This window comes from Mycobacterium sp. TY815 (genome assembly GCF_030755135.1).
Taxonomy (GTDB): Bacteria; Actinomycetota; Actinomycetes; order Mycobacteriales; family Mycobacteriaceae; genus Mycobacterium.
Genome location: NZ_JAUFRX010000003.1, coordinates 524,268 through 540,091 on the forward strand (window position 1 = coordinate 524,268; position 15,824 = coordinate 540,091).

12 protein-coding genes are annotated in these 15,824 nt (G+C 65.8%); 4 read left to right on the forward strand and 8 right to left on the reverse strand.

The features are described from left to right. Positions 1 to 92: 92 nt before the first annotated feature. Positions 93 to 935, forward strand: coding sequence for an arylamine N-acetyltransferase (locus QXK92_RS28285; protein ID WP_306247339.1), 843 nt, complete (start codon positions 93 to 95; stop codon positions 933 to 935). On the opposite strand, the gene QXK92_RS28290 is transcribed toward QXK92_RS28285, so the two are convergent. The 5 genes from QXK92_RS28290 to fadD3 are packed head-to-tail and all read right to left on the reverse strand — an operon-like array spanning position 900 to position 6,669. After that, complete coding sequence (locus QXK92_RS28290) at positions 900 to 2,066, reverse strand: pyridoxal phosphate-dependent aminotransferase (RefSeq protein WP_306247341.1); 1,167 nt, start codon at positions 2,064 to 2,066, stop codon at positions 900 to 902. The two genes, QXK92_RS28285 and QXK92_RS28290, sit on opposite strands and share 36 nt — an antisense overlap. After that, on the reverse strand, positions 2,063 to 3,019 hold the full coding sequence (locus tag QXK92_RS28295) for an acyl-CoA dehydrogenase family protein (RefSeq protein WP_306247343.1): 957 nt from the start codon (positions 3,017 to 3,019) through the stop codon (positions 2,063 to 2,065). Before QXK92_RS28295 ends, QXK92_RS28290 begins: the two co-directional genes overlap by 4 nt. Then, entirely contained in the window at positions 3,016 to 3,954 is a 939-nt protein-coding gene (locus QXK92_RS28300; protein ID WP_306247345.1) for an acyl-CoA dehydrogenase family protein, read from the reverse strand. Before QXK92_RS28300 ends, QXK92_RS28295 begins: the two co-directional genes overlap by 4 nt. Then, entirely contained in the window at positions 3,954 to 5,087 is a 1,134-nt protein-coding gene (locus QXK92_RS28305) for an acyl-CoA dehydrogenase family protein (protein ID WP_306247347.1), read from the reverse strand. Before QXK92_RS28305 ends, QXK92_RS28300 begins: the two co-directional genes overlap by 1 nt. A gap of 1 nt (position 5,088) precedes the next feature. After that, positions 5,089 to 6,669 (reverse strand): 3-((3aS,4S,7aS)-7a-methyl-1,5-dioxo-octahydro-1H-inden-4-yl)propanoate--CoA ligase FadD3, encoded by a 1,581-nt coding sequence (fadD3, locus tag QXK92_RS28310; protein ID WP_306247349.1) that lies wholly within the window; start codon positions 6,667 to 6,669, stop codon positions 5,089 to 5,091. A gap of 58 nt (positions 6,670 to 6,727) precedes the next feature. Here fadD3 and ipdE1 point away from each other — a divergent pair, with 58 nt between their 5' ends. The 3 genes from ipdE1 (at position 6,728) to QXK92_RS28325 (ending at position 9,975) form a co-directional block, all read left to right on the forward strand. Next, entirely contained in the window at positions 6,728 to 7,876 is a 1,149-nt protein-coding gene (ipdE1, locus tag QXK92_RS28315) for an acyl-CoA dehydrogenase IpdE1 (protein WP_306247351.1), read from the forward strand. Next, entirely contained in the window at positions 7,873 to 8,661 is a 789-nt protein-coding gene (ipdF, locus tag QXK92_RS28320; protein WP_306247353.1) for a (5R,7aS)-5-hydroxy-7a-methyl-1-oxo-2,3,5,6,7,7a-hexahydro-1H-indene-carboxyl-CoA reductase, read from the forward strand. The genes ipdE1 and ipdF overlap by 4 nt, the downstream gene beginning before the upstream one ends. Before the next feature lie 408 nt (positions 8,662 to 9,069). Then, the gene (locus QXK92_RS28325) at positions 9,070 to 9,975 is read left to right on the forward strand and encodes a hypothetical protein (RefSeq protein WP_306247355.1); all 906 of its coding nucleotides are present in this window, start codon (positions 9,070 to 9,072) and stop codon (positions 9,973 to 9,975) included. A gap of 9 nt (positions 9,976 to 9,984) precedes the next feature. Here the strand turns inward: QXK92_RS28325 and QXK92_RS28330 are convergent, their stop codons facing one another. From QXK92_RS28330 to QXK92_RS28340, 3 genes are all read right to left on the reverse strand, one after another. Next, positions 9,985 to 11,640 carry a PPE family protein gene (locus tag QXK92_RS28330; protein WP_306247358.1) on the reverse strand — a complete coding sequence of 552 codons (1,656 nt, stop codon included), beginning with the start codon at positions 11,638 to 11,640 and terminating at the stop codon, positions 9,985 to 9,987. Positions 11,641 to 11,839: 199 nt separating this feature from the next. Next, positions 11,840 to 13,486 carry a PPE family protein gene (locus QXK92_RS28335; protein WP_306247360.1) on the reverse strand — a complete coding sequence of 549 codons (1,647 nt, stop codon included), beginning with the start codon at positions 13,484 to 13,486 and terminating at the stop codon, positions 11,840 to 11,842. Positions 13,487 to 13,881: 395 nt separating this feature from the next. Beyond that, positions 13,882 to 15,585, reverse strand: coding sequence for a PPE family protein (locus QXK92_RS28340; protein ID WP_306247995.1), 1,704 nt, complete (start codon positions 15,583 to 15,585; stop codon positions 13,882 to 13,884). Between the last annotated feature and the right edge of the window lie 239 nt (positions 15,586 to 15,824).

Below are 15,824 nucleotides of genomic sequence, written 5' to 3' on the forward strand. Positions count from 1 at the left end.
TCGACGCTTCCCCTCCGCGCGATGGTTGTTTCGCGAGGTCAACAGTAGCGAACCTGAACCTACGTGGTCGCGGTTCAGGCCAGAATGGCTTCATGGCAGTGGATGTGAGCGCATACTTCGACCGGGTCGGCTACGAGGGTGCGGCCGAGCCGACTTTCGACGTGCTGCAGGCGCTGGTCACCGCCCACACCCGCACCATCCCGTTCGAGAACCTCGACCCCTTCATGGGCGTGCCGGTCGACGATCTGAGCGCAGATGCGTTGACCGACAAGCTCGTTCACCGGCGCCGCGGCGGTTACTGCTACGAGCAGAACGGCCTGATGGGCTATGTGCTGGCCGAACTCGGCTTTCAGGTGCGCCGGCTCGGCGGACGCGTGGTGTGGATGAGTCCGCCGGACGCGCCGGTGCCGGCCCAGACACACACCCTGCTCGCGGTGAGCTTTCCCGGCTGCGCGGGACCGTACCTGGTCGATGTCGGTTTCGGCGGCCAGACGCCAACGTCGCCGCTGCGCCTGGCAACCGGCGGCGTGCAGCAGACGGCACATGAACGGTTCCGGCTCGAAGACCGCGGCGACGGGATGGTCCTGCAGGCCGAAGTCCGCGGCCAGTGGCAGGCGTTGTACGAGTTCACCACCCAGACCCGCCCGCCGATCGATCTGACGGTGGGAAGCTGGTACGTCTCCACGCACCCGTCGTCGCACTTCGTGACCGGTCTGATGGTGGCCGCAGTCACCGATGATGCCCGCGTGAACCTGGCGGGGCGCACCCTGACGATCCACCGGACTGACGGCAGCGAAAAAATCCTGCTGGAGGACGGGGCCGCGGTGGTGGACACCGTGCGCACGCGGTTCGGGATCGAGGTACCCGATCCCGGCGGCCTTCAGGCGCGGGTGGACGCGCTACTGGCCCGGCAGCCAGGAACCGATCCGGCGTAGCGCCGCCTCGATATCGCTCGTCGGACCGGCGAAGGACAGCCGGACGAAGGAACTCCCGCGTGCCGGGTCGAAATCGATGCCCGGTGCGATCGCAACCCCGGTTTCCTTCAGCAGCTTCGAGCAGAACGTCAACGAGTCGGTGGTGAAGTCGGAGACGTCGGCGTAGACGTAGAACGCTCCGTCGGTGGGCGCCAGCCGGTCGACACCGATCCGGCGCAGACCGTCCAGCAGCATCGAGCGGTTGACGGAGTAGTGCTGCAGGTTGGCCTCGGCCTCCGCGATCGACTCGGGGCTGAACGCCGATACCGCGGCGATCTGCGACAGCACCGGCGGACAGATCGTGAAATTCCCGGTGAGACAGTCCACCGCGCGGCGCAGCTCCGTCGGTACCACCAGCCACCCGAGCCGCCACCCGGTCATCGCGAAGTATTTGGAAAAGCTGTTGACGATCAACGCGTTTCGCGATGTCTGCCACGCGCAACTGGTCGGCGGCGCACCGTCGTAGACCAGGCCGTGGTACACCTCGTCACTGATCAGCCGCACCCCCGAGTCGTCGCACCACGAGGCGATCGCGGCCAGTTCTTCAGGGGGGATCACCGTGCCGGTCGGATTGGCCGGACTGGCGACGATGACACCCTTGACGGGGGGATCGAGTTCCGCCAGCAGCTGCACGGTGGGCTGAAACCGCGATTCCGGCCCACACGGTATCTCCACCACCTCACATCCCAACGCCGACAGGATGTTTCGGTAACAGGGATAACCGGGGCTGGCCATCGCGACGCGGTCGCCGACGTCGAAGCACGCCAGAAACGCGAGCAGAAAACCGCCTGAGGAACCGGTGGTGATCACAACCGCATCGGGTTCCACGGAGATGCCGTGCAGGCGCTGGTAATCCGCGGCGATCGCCGCCCGCAGCTCCGGTATGCCCAGCGCCACCGTGTAGCCCAACTGGTTGAGATGCAATGCGGCCGCGGCTGCGGCCCGCACCGGTTCCGGGGCGCCCACGCTGGGTTGGCCGGCCGACAGGTTCACCAGGTCACCGTGGGTGCGCTGACGCTCGGCGGCCGCCAGCCACACGTCCATCACATAGAACGGTGGGATGCCGGCCCGTTGGGCGACATGATCGTTCACGGTGTCGAGAGTACTTCGGATTCTAGTCGGTCCAGCAGCTCTCGCGGCGACGCGAGCAATTGGGTACTGCCATGCGCCCGTTTGAAATACAGATGCATGTCGTGCTCCCAGGTGATCGCGATGCCGCCGTGCAGCTGGATGGCTTCGGCTGCAACGGTGTTGAGCGCTTCGGTGGCCGCCAGTCGTGCGGTGGCGGCGTTGGTGGGGCCGGGCGCGGTGCAGGCTTCGTCGACGACGGCGCGGGCGGCGGAGACCACGACGTAGAGGTCGGCCATCCGGTGCTTGAGCGCCTGGAAGCTGCCGATGGGCCGGCCGAACTGCACCCGGCTCTTGGCGTACTCGACGGTGAGGTCGAGGCAACGCTCCGCAGCGCCGATCTGCTCGGCGGCCAACAGGATTGCCGCGAAGTCGGCCAGGCCCGGGTCGTCGCCCAGCGGCTCGGTTTCCTCGGGCTCGAGCCTGGCGAGCCGCCGGGTGAGGTCCATGCTCGCCAGCGGTTGCGCGCTGAACCGGGTCCACCGGGTGAGCCGTCCCTCGTCGGCGGCGACCACGACGTCGGCGATGTCGCCGTTGACCACGTAATCGGGGTCGAGCACCAGCGCCCCGATGGAGCTGCCCTCGGCGAGCGCTGCCAACGTCTCGGCGTCGGGTTCGGTCCCGGCCAGCAACGCCAGTTCGGCCAACGTGGTGCCCAGCAGGGGAGAGGGCACCAGAGCGCGCCCGAGCTCCTGCAAAACGGTTGCCGCATCGTCGAGTTCGCCGCCCGCCCCGCCCAGTTCCTCGGGGACCACCAGGGCCGCCGCGCCGACCTGCTCGCACAGCAGCCGCCACAGCGACTCGTCGTAGCCGCGATCCGACTCGATCGCCGCGCGCACCGCAGCCGGGCTTGCGTGCTTGGCCACCAGGGCCGCCACGGTTTCCCGCAGCATCTCCCGTTCTTCAGAGGAAGTCATGACAGCGCCTCCAGTACTCGGCGTCGATGTGATTCCGTTGTACCCCAGGCGGATCGCAGTGCCTGCACCCGCAACAGCAGCAGCGACAGGTCGTGCTCCTGGGTGAAGCCGATGGCGCCGTGGGTCTGCAATGCCGAGCGTGCCGCCAGCAGTCCCGCCTCACCCGCGGCGACCTTGGCCGCACTGACGTCGCGCGGTTCCAGCGACAGCGCCGCGCCGTACACCAGCGGCCGGGCCAGTTCGACCGCGATGTGTACGTCCGCGAGCTTGTGCTTGATCGCCTGATACGAGCCGATCACCCGGCCGAACTGGGAGCGCTGTTTGGCGTAGTCGACGCTACCGGCCAGCAGCGCCCCGGCCGCGCCGATCAACTGGGCCGCGGTGGCCAGCGCGCCCAATTCGTAGGCCTTTTCGGTATCCGCTGACCACGCATCGCCCGAGGCGGCGACGTCGTAGAGCCGGCGGCTGGGATCCACCGAGTCGTGTCGCTGGTTCGCTGTGCACTCGTTGACGCTGCCCTGATCCGCCAGCAGCACCAGTCCGGCGCCGTCGGCGTCGACGGCACGCGGCACGTGCGGCCGAAGCGCGACAGTCGCTATCAGGTCGCCGGAGGCCAGCTCCGCGCTGCGCTGATCGTCCGCCAGCAGAATCGGGGCCACGGCGATGGATTCGGTCACCGGGCCCGGCACGCACCAGTGTCCGAGCCGCTCCATCGCGACCATCAGATCGACCGGCGAGGCATCGATACCGTCGTAGCGCTCCGGCACGATCAACGCGGTGACGCCCAGGTTGGCCAGTTGTTCCCACACCTTGCGGCCGGGTGCGGTGTCACCGGCAGCCCAGGCGCGCACGGCCGCCGGGAGATCCGCGGCACCCAGCGCGGCGTCGATGCTGGCAGCGAAGTCTCGCTGTTGTTCGTCTATCGCGAAATCCATCAGCGCTTCTCCCTGGGTAGGCCCAGCAGTCGTTCCGAGATGATGTTGCGCTGAATCTCGTTGGTGCCGGCGTAGATCGGGCCACCGAGCGCAAACAGGAGTCCTTCGGTCCACGGCCCGGCGAGTTCGCCGTCGGCGCCGCGAATGTCCAGTGCGGTCTGGTGCAACTCCACGTCAAGGTCTGACCAGAACACCTTCGTCACCGACGATTCGGCCCCCAGCTCGCCGCCGCCGGCCAGACGGGTGACGGTCTCGAAGGTCTGCAGGCGGTAGGCCTGCGCCTTGATCCAGCCGTCGGCCACGCGTTCGGCGAACTCCGGCGGTGACCCGCTGTCTTTCCACAGCCGCACCAGTCGCTCGGCCGCGGCCAGGAATCGGGCCGGGCTGCGCAGCGACATGCCGCGTTCGTTGCTCGACGTGCTCATGGCCGCGCGCCAGCCGTCGTTGGGAGCGCCGATGACGTCGTGGTCGGGCACGAACACGTCGTCGAGGAAGATCTCGCCGAAGCCGGTGTCGCCGCCGAGCTGGACGATGGGGCGCACTGTGACGCCCTCGGCCTTCAGGTCGAACATGAAGTAGGTCAACCCGTTGTGCCGCTGCGCGGACGGATCCGAGCGGAACAGCCCGAAGCCCATGTCGGCGAACGGCGCCCGCGAACTCCAGATCTTCTGCCCGTTGAGCAGCCAGCCGCCGTCGGTCCGGGTGGCGGTGGACCGCAGCGATGCCAGATCGCTGCCGGATTCCGGCTCCGACCAGGCCTGCGCCCAGATCTGTTCGCCGCTAGCCATTTTCAGCAGAATCCGGTCCAGCTGTTCTTCGGTGCCGTGCGCGAACAGCGTGGGCCCCAACATGGAAGTGCCGTTGGCGCTTGCCCGCCCGGGCGCTCCGGCGCGAAAGTACTCCTCCTCGAAGACCACCCAGTGCAACAGCGGCGCGTCGCGACCGCCGTACTTTTCCGGCCAGTTGATCACCGACAGGCCGGCGTCGAACAGCACCTTGTCCCAAACCCGATGCTGGGCAAAGCCTTCGGCGTTGTCGTAGGACTTCGTCGGAATGTGCTCGCGGTTGGCCGCGAGAAACTCGCGGACCTCGGCCTGAAAGGCCAGCGTTTCTTCGTCCAGTGTGAGATCCAATTCAGGCCAACTCTCGCAGTTGTGGTTTGACCACCTTGCCGCCGGCATTGCGCGGCAACGCGTCGACGAACCGCACCGAACGCGGTGCTTTGAAGTTCGCCAGATGTTCACGGGTGTAGGCAATTACCGCCGCTTCGTCCAGGGTGGCACCGGGCCGGACGACCACGAACGCTCGTCCGACCTCACCGAGTCGAGGGTCGGGCACGCCGATCACCGCCGCGTCGGCGATGCCGTCCATCCGGGCCAGTACCTGTTCGATCTCGGCGGGGTAGACATTGAAGCCGCCGCAGATGTACATGTCCTTGAGCCGGTCGGTGATGCGCAGGTTACCGGCCTCGTCGACCACACCGATGTCGCCCGTGTGCAGCCAGCCGTCGGGATCTATTGCCGCAGCTGTGGCCTCGGGATCATCGAGGTAGCCCAACATGACGTTGGGCCCGCGCAGCAGCACTTCGCCCGCTTCGCCCTCTTCGGCGTCTTTGATGCGAAGTTCGAATCCGGCGAACGGGCGTCCGCAGGTGGTGGCGACGGTCACCGCGTCGTCCTCGGCGCGGCACATCGTGCCCATGCCGTTGGCCTCGGTCAGCCCGTAGGCGGTCAGCACGATGTCGATGTCGAGTTCGGACTGCATGCGTTCCACCAGCACCACCGGCACGGTGGCCGCCCCGGTGACCGCGAACCGCAGTGAGCTCAGGTCGTAGTCACCGCGGGCCGGGTGATCGAGCAGGGTCTGGTAGATGGTGGGCGGTCCGGGCAGGACGGTGATGCGGTGCTGCTCAATGGCTTGCAGGGCGCGCACCGGGTCGAAGGTCAGCTGCGGGATCAGCGTCGCACCGGTCTGCAGGCAGGCCAGGATGCCGGCCTTGTAGCCGAAGTTGTGGAAGAACGGGTTGATGCAGAGGTAGCGGTCGGCGCTGGTGATCTTGCCGTTGGCCGCCCAGGCGGCCGAAGCCGCGAGCGACTGCCGGTGCGCGCACAGCACCCCTTTGCTGCGGCCGGTGGTACCGGAAGTGAACAGGATGTCGCTGACGTCGTCGGGCTCGACCGCCGCCGCGCGTGCCTGGACCGCGGCGACGTCGCCACCACGGGCCATGAACTCGTCCCAGGTGCCGTCGTTTTCGTCGATCGGGATCCGCACGATGTGGCGCAACGCGGGGAGCGCTTGGCGGTCCAGGTCCGCGGCCCGGTCGGCACCCAGGAACCTCCCCGCCGCGAACAGCACCGGTGCCTCGGTCCGCGCGATGATGTCGGATGCCTCGGCGGCGGTGTAGCGCGTGTTCAGAGGCACCATGGCAGCACCGGCGTGATGGATGGCCAGGCATGCCACCACCCAGTGCCACGTGTTCGGCGACCAGATGGCCACCCGGTCCTTCGGCTGCACGCCGAACGCGATGAGCGCGGCCGCCGCCCGGCGTACCTCGTCGCGCAGCGCGGCGGCGGTGAAGGTGCGGTCATCGGTGATCAGCGCGTCGTGGTCGGGAAGTTCGCTCGCGAAACGATCCAGCGCCGCGGGAATGGTGCGGGGATCGTCTCCGGCAAGCGGGTCGGGTCCCCGCCCTGCAGGGGACTGCCCCCAGGACATGGCCGCTCCTTCCTGCCGGGCTAACAAAGCAAGTGCTTGGTAGGTTAGCCTACAGGTTATGCAGGACGTCGAAGAGTTCCGGGCGGAGGTCCGCCAATGGCTGGCCGACAATCTGGTCGGCGAATTCGCGGCATTGAAGGGCCTGGGTGGCCCGGGGCGCGAGCACGAAGCGTTCGAAGAACGCCGGGCGTGGAATCAGCACCTGGCCAAGGCGGGACTGACCTGCCTGGGCTGGCCGGTGGAGCATGGCGGCCGCGGGCTTTCGACCGCACACCGGGTCGCGTTCTACGAGGAATACGCACTCGCGAATGCCCCCGACAAGGTGAACCACTTCGGTGAAGAGTTGCTCGGGCCGACGCTGATCGCGTACGGGACCCCGGAGCAGCAGCAACGCTTCCTGCCGAAAATCCTCGATGTGACCGAGTTGTGGTGCCAGGGTTACTCAGAGCCCGGCGCCGGCAGCGACCTGGCCAACGTCGCGACCACCGCTGAACTGGACGGCGACCAGTGGGTGATCAACGGCCAGAAGGTGTGGACCTCGCTTGCCCACCTGTCCCAGTGGTGCTTCGTGGTCGCACGCACCGAGAAGGGCTCCAAGCGTCACGCCGGCCTGTCGTATCTGCTTGTGCCACTGGATCAACCGGGTGTTCAGGTGCGGCCGATCATCCAGATCACCGGTACCGCCGAGTTCAACGAGGTGTTCTTCGACGACGCCCGGACCGAGGCCTCGCTGGTGGTTGGTCAGCCGGGTGACGGATGGCGGGTCGCGATGGGGACGCTGACCTTCGAGCGCGGCGTCTCGACGCTGGGCCAGCAGATCGTCTATGCCCGCGAACTTTCCAACCTGGCCAAGCTGGCCGAGCGCACCGGCGCAACCGCTGACCCCTTCATCCGGGAACGACTGACGCGGGCCTGGACGGGGTTGCGCGCCATGCGGTCCTATGCGCTGGCCACCATGGACGTTGAGCAACCCGGTCAGGACAACGTGTCGAAGTTGTTGTGGGCCAACTGGCATCGTGCGCTCGGCGAGCTGGCCATGGACGTGATCGGCAAGCCGGGGCTGATTTTGGACGACGGCGAATTCGACGAATGGCAGCGGTTGTACCTCTTCACCCGCGCGGACACCATCTATGGCGGGTCCAACGAGATTCAGCGCAACATCATCGCCGAGCGGGTGCTCGGTCTGCCGAGGGAGGTCAAGGGGTGAGCTTGTCCGAAGTGCCGGAAGAGATTGCGGGACACGGGCTTCTGCAGGGCAAGGTAGTGGTCGTGACCGCTGCTGCGGGCACCGGCATCGGCTCGGCCACCGCGCGCCGTGCGCTGGCCGAAGGCGCCGATGTGCTGATCTCCGATCACCACGAGCGCAGGCTGGGCGAGACCGCCGCGGAGTTGTCGGCTCTGGGACTGGGCCGGGTGGAGCATGTGGTGTGCGACGTGACGTCCACCGCTCAGGTTGACGCGCTGATCTCGTCGTGCACCGCGCGCCTCGGCCGGTTGGACGTGTTGGTCAACAATGCTGGACTGGGCGGGCAGACACCGGTGGCCGACATGACCGACGAGGAGTGGGACCGGGTGCTGGACGTGTCGCTGACGTCCGTTTTCCGGGCCACCCGGGCGGCATTGCGGTACTTCCGGGACGCGCCACACGGCGGTGTGATCGTCAACAACGCCAGCGTGCTCGGGTGGCGCGCCCAGCACTCGCAGTCGCACTATGCCGCGGCCAAAGCGGGCGTGATGGCCCTGACCCGTTGCAGCGCAATCGAAGCCGCTGAGTACGGGGTACGGATCAATGCCGTGTCGCCCAGCTTGGCGCGGCACAAGTTCCTGGACAAAACGACCTCGGCCGAGCTGCTGGACCGGCTGGAGGCGCAGGAGGCGTTCGGACGTGCGGCCGAACCGTGGGAAGTGGCGGCCACGATTGCATTCCTGGCCAGCGACTACTCGAGTTATCTGACCGGAGAAGTGATCTCGGTATCCAACCAGCACGCGTGAGCTTCGGCTCAATTTTCGCGCGTTTTTTACCCGCAGGTGCGCCTTAGGCTAAGAGGCAGTTCACACGACGGCCGCTCGGCGCCGTCCACACCCGGGGGAAATGATGCGCAGTACGTTACTGCTGGTAGGAGTCGTTCGGTGACCTACAGGCCGGACCCGTACCCGTGGGAAAACCCGCCCAATCCCGCAGACGGCTCGACTCAGGCCGCCTGGCTTCCTGCCGAGCCTGCGCCGAGCCCGCCGGCGTGGCCTGGGCAGCCGAATCCAGCGGTGCCGCCCGGTCTCCCTCCGCAGGGACCGCCTGCCTGGCCGGCAGGGCCGCCGATGCCTGGTCAGTTCGGCCCGCCGCCCATACCCGGGCGGCGAAGTCGCAAGCCGCTCGTCATCGCGCTAAGTGTCATTGCGAGTGTGATTCTCGCGGTGGTGACACTCGTCGTGGTGCTGGCGTCAACCGGTGACAGTGGCTCGGGCAAGGCCGGTGACGCCGTCAAGGGTTACCTGGATGCGCTGGCGCGGGGAGACGCCGCCGCGGCATTGAGTTACAGCAGCGATCAACCGGGTTCTGACGAATTCCTGTCGGACGACATCCTCAGGAAGCAGATCGCGCGCTGGCCGATCAGCGGGGTCAAGATTCTCAGCGACGACTCCGAGCACAGTCTGGGATTTGCCCGGGTCCATGTGGTGGCGAAGTTCGGTGAGAACACCTCAGACGTCACGATGTCGGTGAAGAAATCCGGGAAGACGTGGAAGCTCGAGCATGCCGCGACCAAGATCGAACCGCTCGGCAGCTTGGAAAACGATGCGCTCAAGACGTTGCTCTTCTTCGGCCGTCCCGTCGGCACCGCCCCGGTGTACGTGTTCCCGGGCTACATCGACGCGTCGAGCAACAACTCGAACCTCGCGGTGAAGCAGAAGAAGCTGTATCTGCTCGACGGACTTTCGGTGTCGGGCGGCTATTTCAACGACTTCGATTTCACGCTCAGCGACGCGGGGCAGTCGGCAACGATGTCGGCCATCACGGCGGCCCTGTCCGGCTGCACGAAGTCAACGCAGTTGGCACCGCCCAACTGCCCCCAGCGAGCGCGCGATTCAGACATCGTCGACGGCACCGTCACCTGGGGTCCACCGGATACCAGCGGGCTCAAGCTCAGCATCTTCGATCCCTACCACCTCGATGCGCGCTACAGCGGTGATGTGCTGTTCCCGCTTACGGCCAAGACCAAATCGGGCGGGGACAAGTCCGGCGTGGTGCGGAGCTTCATGAGCGTCAAGGCCGACGTCTCGCAGGATCCGCCGCAAGTGTCCGTGCGCTGAGCCCGGGTACTACAGCAGCTGCTTGAGCAGTTGCTCGATATTGAATACCCCGGACAGGAAGCTGCCGGTGTTCAGCACGCCCGACACGAATTGGCTGACGTTGGGATTGGGAAGCGACCCCGGTACCGCGGTGTTCCCGAAGCCCGAGACCAGGCCGTTTGTCGTTCCGCCGCTTGCCTTGTTGAAGAAGCCGGAGATGTTGCCGGCGCCCGGGCCCGTGGCACTGTTGAAGAATCCCGACACTCCGGGCCCGGTGTTGTTGAAGCCCGACTGGATGGCGCCGACGTCGGTGGCGAGCCCGCTGCCCGTGTTCACGTTGCCCGAATTCCAGAAACCGGTATTCAGGCCGCCCGAATTCCCCCACCCCGTGTTCAGGACGCCGGAATTCCAGAAACCGGTGTTGACGGTTCCGCCGTTCCCAAAGCCCGTGGTCTCCGCGCCGGAATTGCCGAAGCCGGTGCTGAAATTGGCGGCGTTCCCTAAGCCGAAGTTTCCGGCGCCCGAATTGCCGATGCCCACGTTCCCCTGACCGGCGTTACCGATGCCGAGATTGGGAGCGAGGGTGGTCGAGATGGTGCTGGAGTTGAAGATGCCGATGTTGCCGTGGCCTGAATTGAAGAAGCCGATGTTGTCGGTGCCTGAGTTGCCGAATCCGATGTTGCCGCTGCCCGAATTGAACAGGCCGGCCAGGTTGATGCCCATCTGGTTGTTGCCCGTCAGGCCGATGCCGACGTTGTTGTTTCCGGTGTTGCCGAAGCCGATGTTTCCGTTGCCGTTGTTTCCGCCGCCGATGTTGTTGCTGCCGATGTTCCCACCGCCCCGGTTGTCGTTGCCGCGGTTGCCCAGGCCCCAGTTATTGTTGCCCGCGTTACCCAGGCCGAAGTTGTTGCCGGGGTTAGGACTTGACGCATCTCCGGTATTTCCGAACCCGACGTTGCCGTTCGACACGTTGCCGGAGCCGACGTTGTTGTTTCCGTTGTTGCCGCTCCCGAAGTTTCCGACGGCGGGAAAGCCGGTTCTGCCGTTGCCCCCGCCGATGTTTCCGCTACCGGTGTTGCCGCTGCCGATATTGGCGGTGCCGTTGTTGCCGTTGCCGATGTTGCCGGTACCGCCCTTGTTGCCGAGGCCTAGGTTCGGCAGCGCCGCGAGCAATTGGGCGAAGGGGTTCAACTGCGCGGCCGCCGCCGCTGCACTGGCTTGATAACCCGTCATCGCCGCGACGTCAGCCGCCCACATCTGCTCGTACTGTGCCTCCGCGGTGGCGATCGCGGGACCCAACAGCCCGAGAATGTTCGACCTTACCAACTGGACGAAGGCACTGCGATTGGCCGCGACGGCCAACGGGTGGATCGTTGTCGCGCGCGCTGTCTCAAAGGCGCTGGCCACCGCCTGGGCTTGCCCGGCAGCCGCTGACGCGCGGACCGATGCCACGCTGAGGCAGGCCGCGTACGACTCAGCCGTCGCGGTCATTGCCAGGGAGGCCGGTCCCTGCCAGCCCTGCCCGGCAAGTCCGGATGTCACTGACGTGAATGTGTTTGCCGCAGTGGCCAATTCGTCGGCCAATGCGTCCCAGCCGGCGGCCGCCTGCAGCATCGGTGCGGGCCCCGCACCGCTGAACATCAGCAGTGAATTGAGTTCCGGCGGCAACATCGGATAGCTGACCATGACCGACCTCCAGCCCTTTCCACCGGCCGCCGAGCGAGGCGACCGTGCCCGAATGGAAATGGGAGTGCAGCAAAAATGCTACGACGGTCCCGAAGGATATTTGTCAGTATCGCCTGGGCATTAGCTGGCGCGCCGACGTGAACTGTCCGACGCTAAATCGGCCTGCCGCGTGGGGCTTTTCCCACGCGGCCGAGACCAGCTAGCCGAGCAGGCGGCCCAGGCTGAAGATGCCGGACAACGACGACCCGAAGTTGAGCAGGCCGGAGTTGAAGCCGCTGATGACACCGTCCAGGGGATCGGTGCTCGCCGGGGTCGGTAGGCCGAAGTTGAAGAAGCCCGAGCCTCGGCCGTTCACCTCCGGTGACCCGTTGGCGCTGTTCCCGATGCCGGAGAGGAAACCGCTGCCGGGGCCGCTGGCGGAGTTGAAGAACCCCGACGTGCCCGCGCCGCTGTTGAAGAAGCCGGAGCCGGCGGCGCCGCTGTCGGTGACCGCGCCGAAACCGGTGTTCTGGCCGCCGGAGTTCCACAGCCCGGTATTCGAGTCGCCCGTATTTCCGATCCCCGTGTTGGCGAGACCCGCGTTGTCAAAACCGGTGTTCCAGCTTCCCGCGTTCGCGAAGCCGGTATTGACGCTGCCTCCGTTGGCGAAGCCGGTGTTGACGCTGCCCCCGTTGCCTACGCCGGTGTTGCCGAAGGCCGCGTTGAACAGCCCGAGATTACCGGTGCCGGAGTTACCCAAGCCCAGGTTGTTGAGGCTGCCGGGCGCGAAAGGATTTGAGCCGGAGCTGAAGAGACCGACATTGCCGTCGCCGGAGTTGAAGAACCCGATGTTGTTGTTGCCGGAGTTGAACAGACCGAAGTTGCCGTTGCCGGAATTCAGTCCGGTGAAGACGAATTGACCGGTCGACCGGTCGAGGTAGGCGTTGCCGAACCCGAGCAGATTGTCGCCGGTGAGACCGAATCCGATGTTGTTGTTGCCACTGTTGCCGCCACCGAGGTTTCGGTCGCCGCTGTTGCCCAGGCCGACGTTGTTGTTTCCGCTGTTACCGAAACCGATGTTGTTGTCGCCATCACCGGCGAACCGAAAGCCGTTGCCGAGGCCGCTGTTCCCGAACCCGATGTTGTTCTGGCCGAAGTTTCCGCCGCCGATGTTTCCGCTGCCGACGTTACCGCTGCCGATGTTCTTACTGCCGTTGTTTCCGCCGCCCAGATTGGAGCTGCCCGAGTTCCCGTTACCTACGTTGCCGCCGCCGACATTGCCGCCGCCCAGGTTGGCGTTGCCGATGTTGCCGAGGCCCAGGTTGGGCAGCGTGTTGATAATCTGTTGCAGCCCAGCCGGAATCGGAATCAGGTCGGTGACCGCGGCCGACGCGCCGGTGTAGTAGCCGGTCATTGCCGAGACGTCGGCGGCCCACATCTCTTCGTAGATGCTCTCGGCCGCCGCGATCGCAGGTGCATTGAGCCCGAGGAAGTTTGAGCGCACGAGTTGCACGAAGGCTTTGCGATTGGCCTCTACCGCGAGCGGATGGACCGTCGCGGCACGGGCGGCCTCGAAAGTGCTTGCCACTGCATTTGCCTGGCTGGAGGCGAGTAGCGCCTTGGCCGATGCGGCGCTGAGAAATCCGGCGTACGGCGCCGCAGCCGCAGCCATTGCTGCCGCAGCCGGGCCCTGCCAGGACTGGCCGGCCAGTCCTGCGGTCACCGTGGAAAAAGACTCGGCGGCCGTTGCCAACTCATCGGCGAGACCCGCCCAGGCGGTGGCTGCATCGAGCATCGGCGCCGAACCTGCACCGATGAACATCCGCAACGAATTGACCTCAGGCGGCAACACCGCAAAGTTCGACACGCTTTCCCCCCGGTTGATTCGCGGCGGCCCCCCATGACCGCTGTCGCGCAAATTTTGACCGACACTACGGTGAGCGTGGCTACGCCACATGGCATTTCGGGAAAATTTACGCTTGCTAATCAATTTGCGCAGGTGGCGGGGGTGTGCGCGGGCGCTCCAGGCCGGCTGAGGTGGACGATCCCGGAGATCGAAGAGCCCCGATCAAACGGACGTCCGCGTCTGGGCCGACCAACGCTGGCCGGCCGATCTCACCTGAGCGCTGCAGCAGCTGTCGCTAACGTGCCGCGCAGCGAACTGACCTCGACACTAGGGCCGATCCGCCGCGAAATGAACGCGACCTGCTACTTGCTGTGTGAAAGGCTCTCGGCCACTTGGACTTCAGCGCCCGTTGGGGCTCAAAGTTGCTGCAATCGGGCAATGAGACTGAAGAACCCAGGAATGCCGGTACCCGAGTTGAACGCGCCCGAGTTGAAGCCGCTGACTAAACCGCTCGGGAATGTGAGGAGGGGACCGGTGACGCCGGTGTTGAAGAAGCCGGAGGTGTAGCCGTTGAATAACGAGCCGCCGCTGGCGGTGTTTCCGATGCCTGAGACGGAGCCGTGTCCCACCCCGCCGCTTGCCGAGTTGTTGAAGCCCGAGACATTGGAACCGATGTTGTTGAAGCCCGACGACGTGGCACTGACGTCGGTAGTGGAACCGAACGCGGTGTTGAAGTTTCCGGAGTTCCAGAAGCCGGTGTTCACATTGCCCGAATTGCCATTACCGGTGTTGGTGTGACCGGAATTCCAGAAGCCGGTGTTGCCTCCGGTGAGGATACCGCCTCCGGCGTTGCCGGCTCCGGTGTTGACGTCACCCGAGTTGAAGAACCCTGTGTTCAGGGTGCCCGAGTTGCCAAAGCCGAAGTTCCCGGTTCCGCTTTCGCCTATGCCGATGTTGCCGTAGCCGGAGTTGCCGATGCCGATGCCTTGTAGTTTCCCGAATTCAGGGTCGGTAGGCGCATGGAATCCAGAGCCGAACAGACCGAGATTGCCATCACCGGAGTTGAAGAATCCGATATTTCCGGTGCCGGAATTGCCGAAGCCGATGTTGCCGGTGCCGGAGTTCAGGCCGTCGAAGTGGAATTGGCCGGTGACCGAGTCGTAGTAGGTACCCCCGATGCCGATCAATTTGTTACCGGAAAGCCCGAACCCTATGTTGCCATTTCCGGTGTTCCCGCCGCCGACGTTGGAGTCGCCGTGGTTGCCGAGGCCGAAGTTCCCGTTACCGAGGTTGCCCAGGCCGACGTTGGCACCTGGGTTGGAGCTGGTGGTCGCGTCGCCCAGGTTTCCGAAGCCGATGTTCTGGTTTCCGATGTTGCCGGAGCCCCAGTTCCGGCTCCCGTTGTTGCCGCTGCCGACGTTGGCGCTGCCGATGTTGCCGCCGCCGATGTTCTGGTTTCCGATGTTGCCGCTGCCGACGTTGTTGCTGCCGTTGTTGCCGTTGCCGACGTTCAGGCCACCGTTTTTGTTGCCGATGCCGATGTTGGGGTCCCCGGGCGCAGCCGGTGCGGCTCCCTTGACGCCGCCGAAGAGCTGCCCGATGCCGGGTAGGCCCTGCAGGGTCTGCTGCCAGGACGACAGCTGGGCGGCCACCGCGGAGGCGCCGCCGTGGTAGCCGAACATTGCGGCGACGTCGGTGGCCCAGAACTCCTCGTAGGCGGCCTCGGCGGCGGCGATGAAGGGGGCGTTGAAGCCGAAGAAGTTGGTGCGGACCGCTTGCACCATGGCTTGGCGGTTGGCGGAGATCACCTCGGGGTGCACCATCGCGGATTTGCAGGCCTCGAAGACCTCGGCGACGGCTTTGGCGCCGACGGAGGCGGTCAGGGCGCGGGTGGACGCCGCACGCAGGAACGCCGAGTAGGGGCTGGCTGCTTTGGTCATCGCCGCCGCGGCCGGGCCTTGCCAGGCCTGGCTGGTCAGCCCGGTGGTCACCGAGGCGAATGAGTCTGCCGCCGAACCTAATTCCTCGGCCAGGCCCGACCAGGCCGCCGCGGCTTCGAGCATGGGTGCTGACCCAGCGCCGCACAACATCCGTAGGGAGTTGACCTCTGGTGGAAGCATGGAAAAGTTCACAGCGCTGACCTCCGTTAACCCTGTCGCCCGCGACGAGTAAGCCCGACAGAGAGACAATAGAGCTGCCCGATCCATTTGGTTCGACTTTGCGAAAAATATCGACGTCGCTGCCCGGCCGACATTTCGCTACAGCCCGCGCCGCGTCTGGGCCGACGTTTTCTACGCCCGAGTCGAGGCCGGCGAACTGGTATTAGCCGGTATTTCTCTGGCGACCGGCATCACCGGTG

What these genes read in the sequence shown, in the direction of transcription:
- fadD3 (WP_306247349.1), bottom strand. Translation starts at nt 6,669, where the DNA reads ATGTCCTGGGGGCAGTCCCCTGCAGGGCGGGGACCCGACCCGCTTGCC.
- ipdE1 (WP_306247351.1), top strand. Translation starts at nt 6,728, where the DNA reads ATGCAGGACGTCGAAGAGTTCCGGGCGGAGGTCCGCCAATGGCTGGCC.
- QXK92_RS28330 (WP_306247358.1), bottom strand. Translation starts at nt 11,640, where the DNA reads ATGGTCAGCTATCCGATGTTGCCGCCGGAACTCAATTCACTGCTGATG.
- QXK92_RS28300 (WP_306247345.1), bottom strand. Translation starts at nt 3,954, where the DNA reads ATGGATTTCGCGATAGACGAACAACAGCGAGACTTCGCTGCCAGCATC.
- QXK92_RS28340 (WP_306247995.1), bottom strand. Translation starts at nt 15,585, where the DNA reads ATGCTTCCACCAGAGGTCAACTCCCTACGGATGTTGTGCGGCGCTGGG.
- QXK92_RS28285 (WP_306247339.1), top strand. Translation starts at nt 93, where the DNA reads ATGGCAGTGGATGTGAGCGCATACTTCGACCGGGTCGGCTACGAGGGT.
- QXK92_RS28295 (WP_306247343.1), bottom strand. Translation starts at nt 3,019, where the DNA reads ATGACTTCCTCTGAAGAACGGGAGATGCTGCGGGAAACCGTGGCGGCC.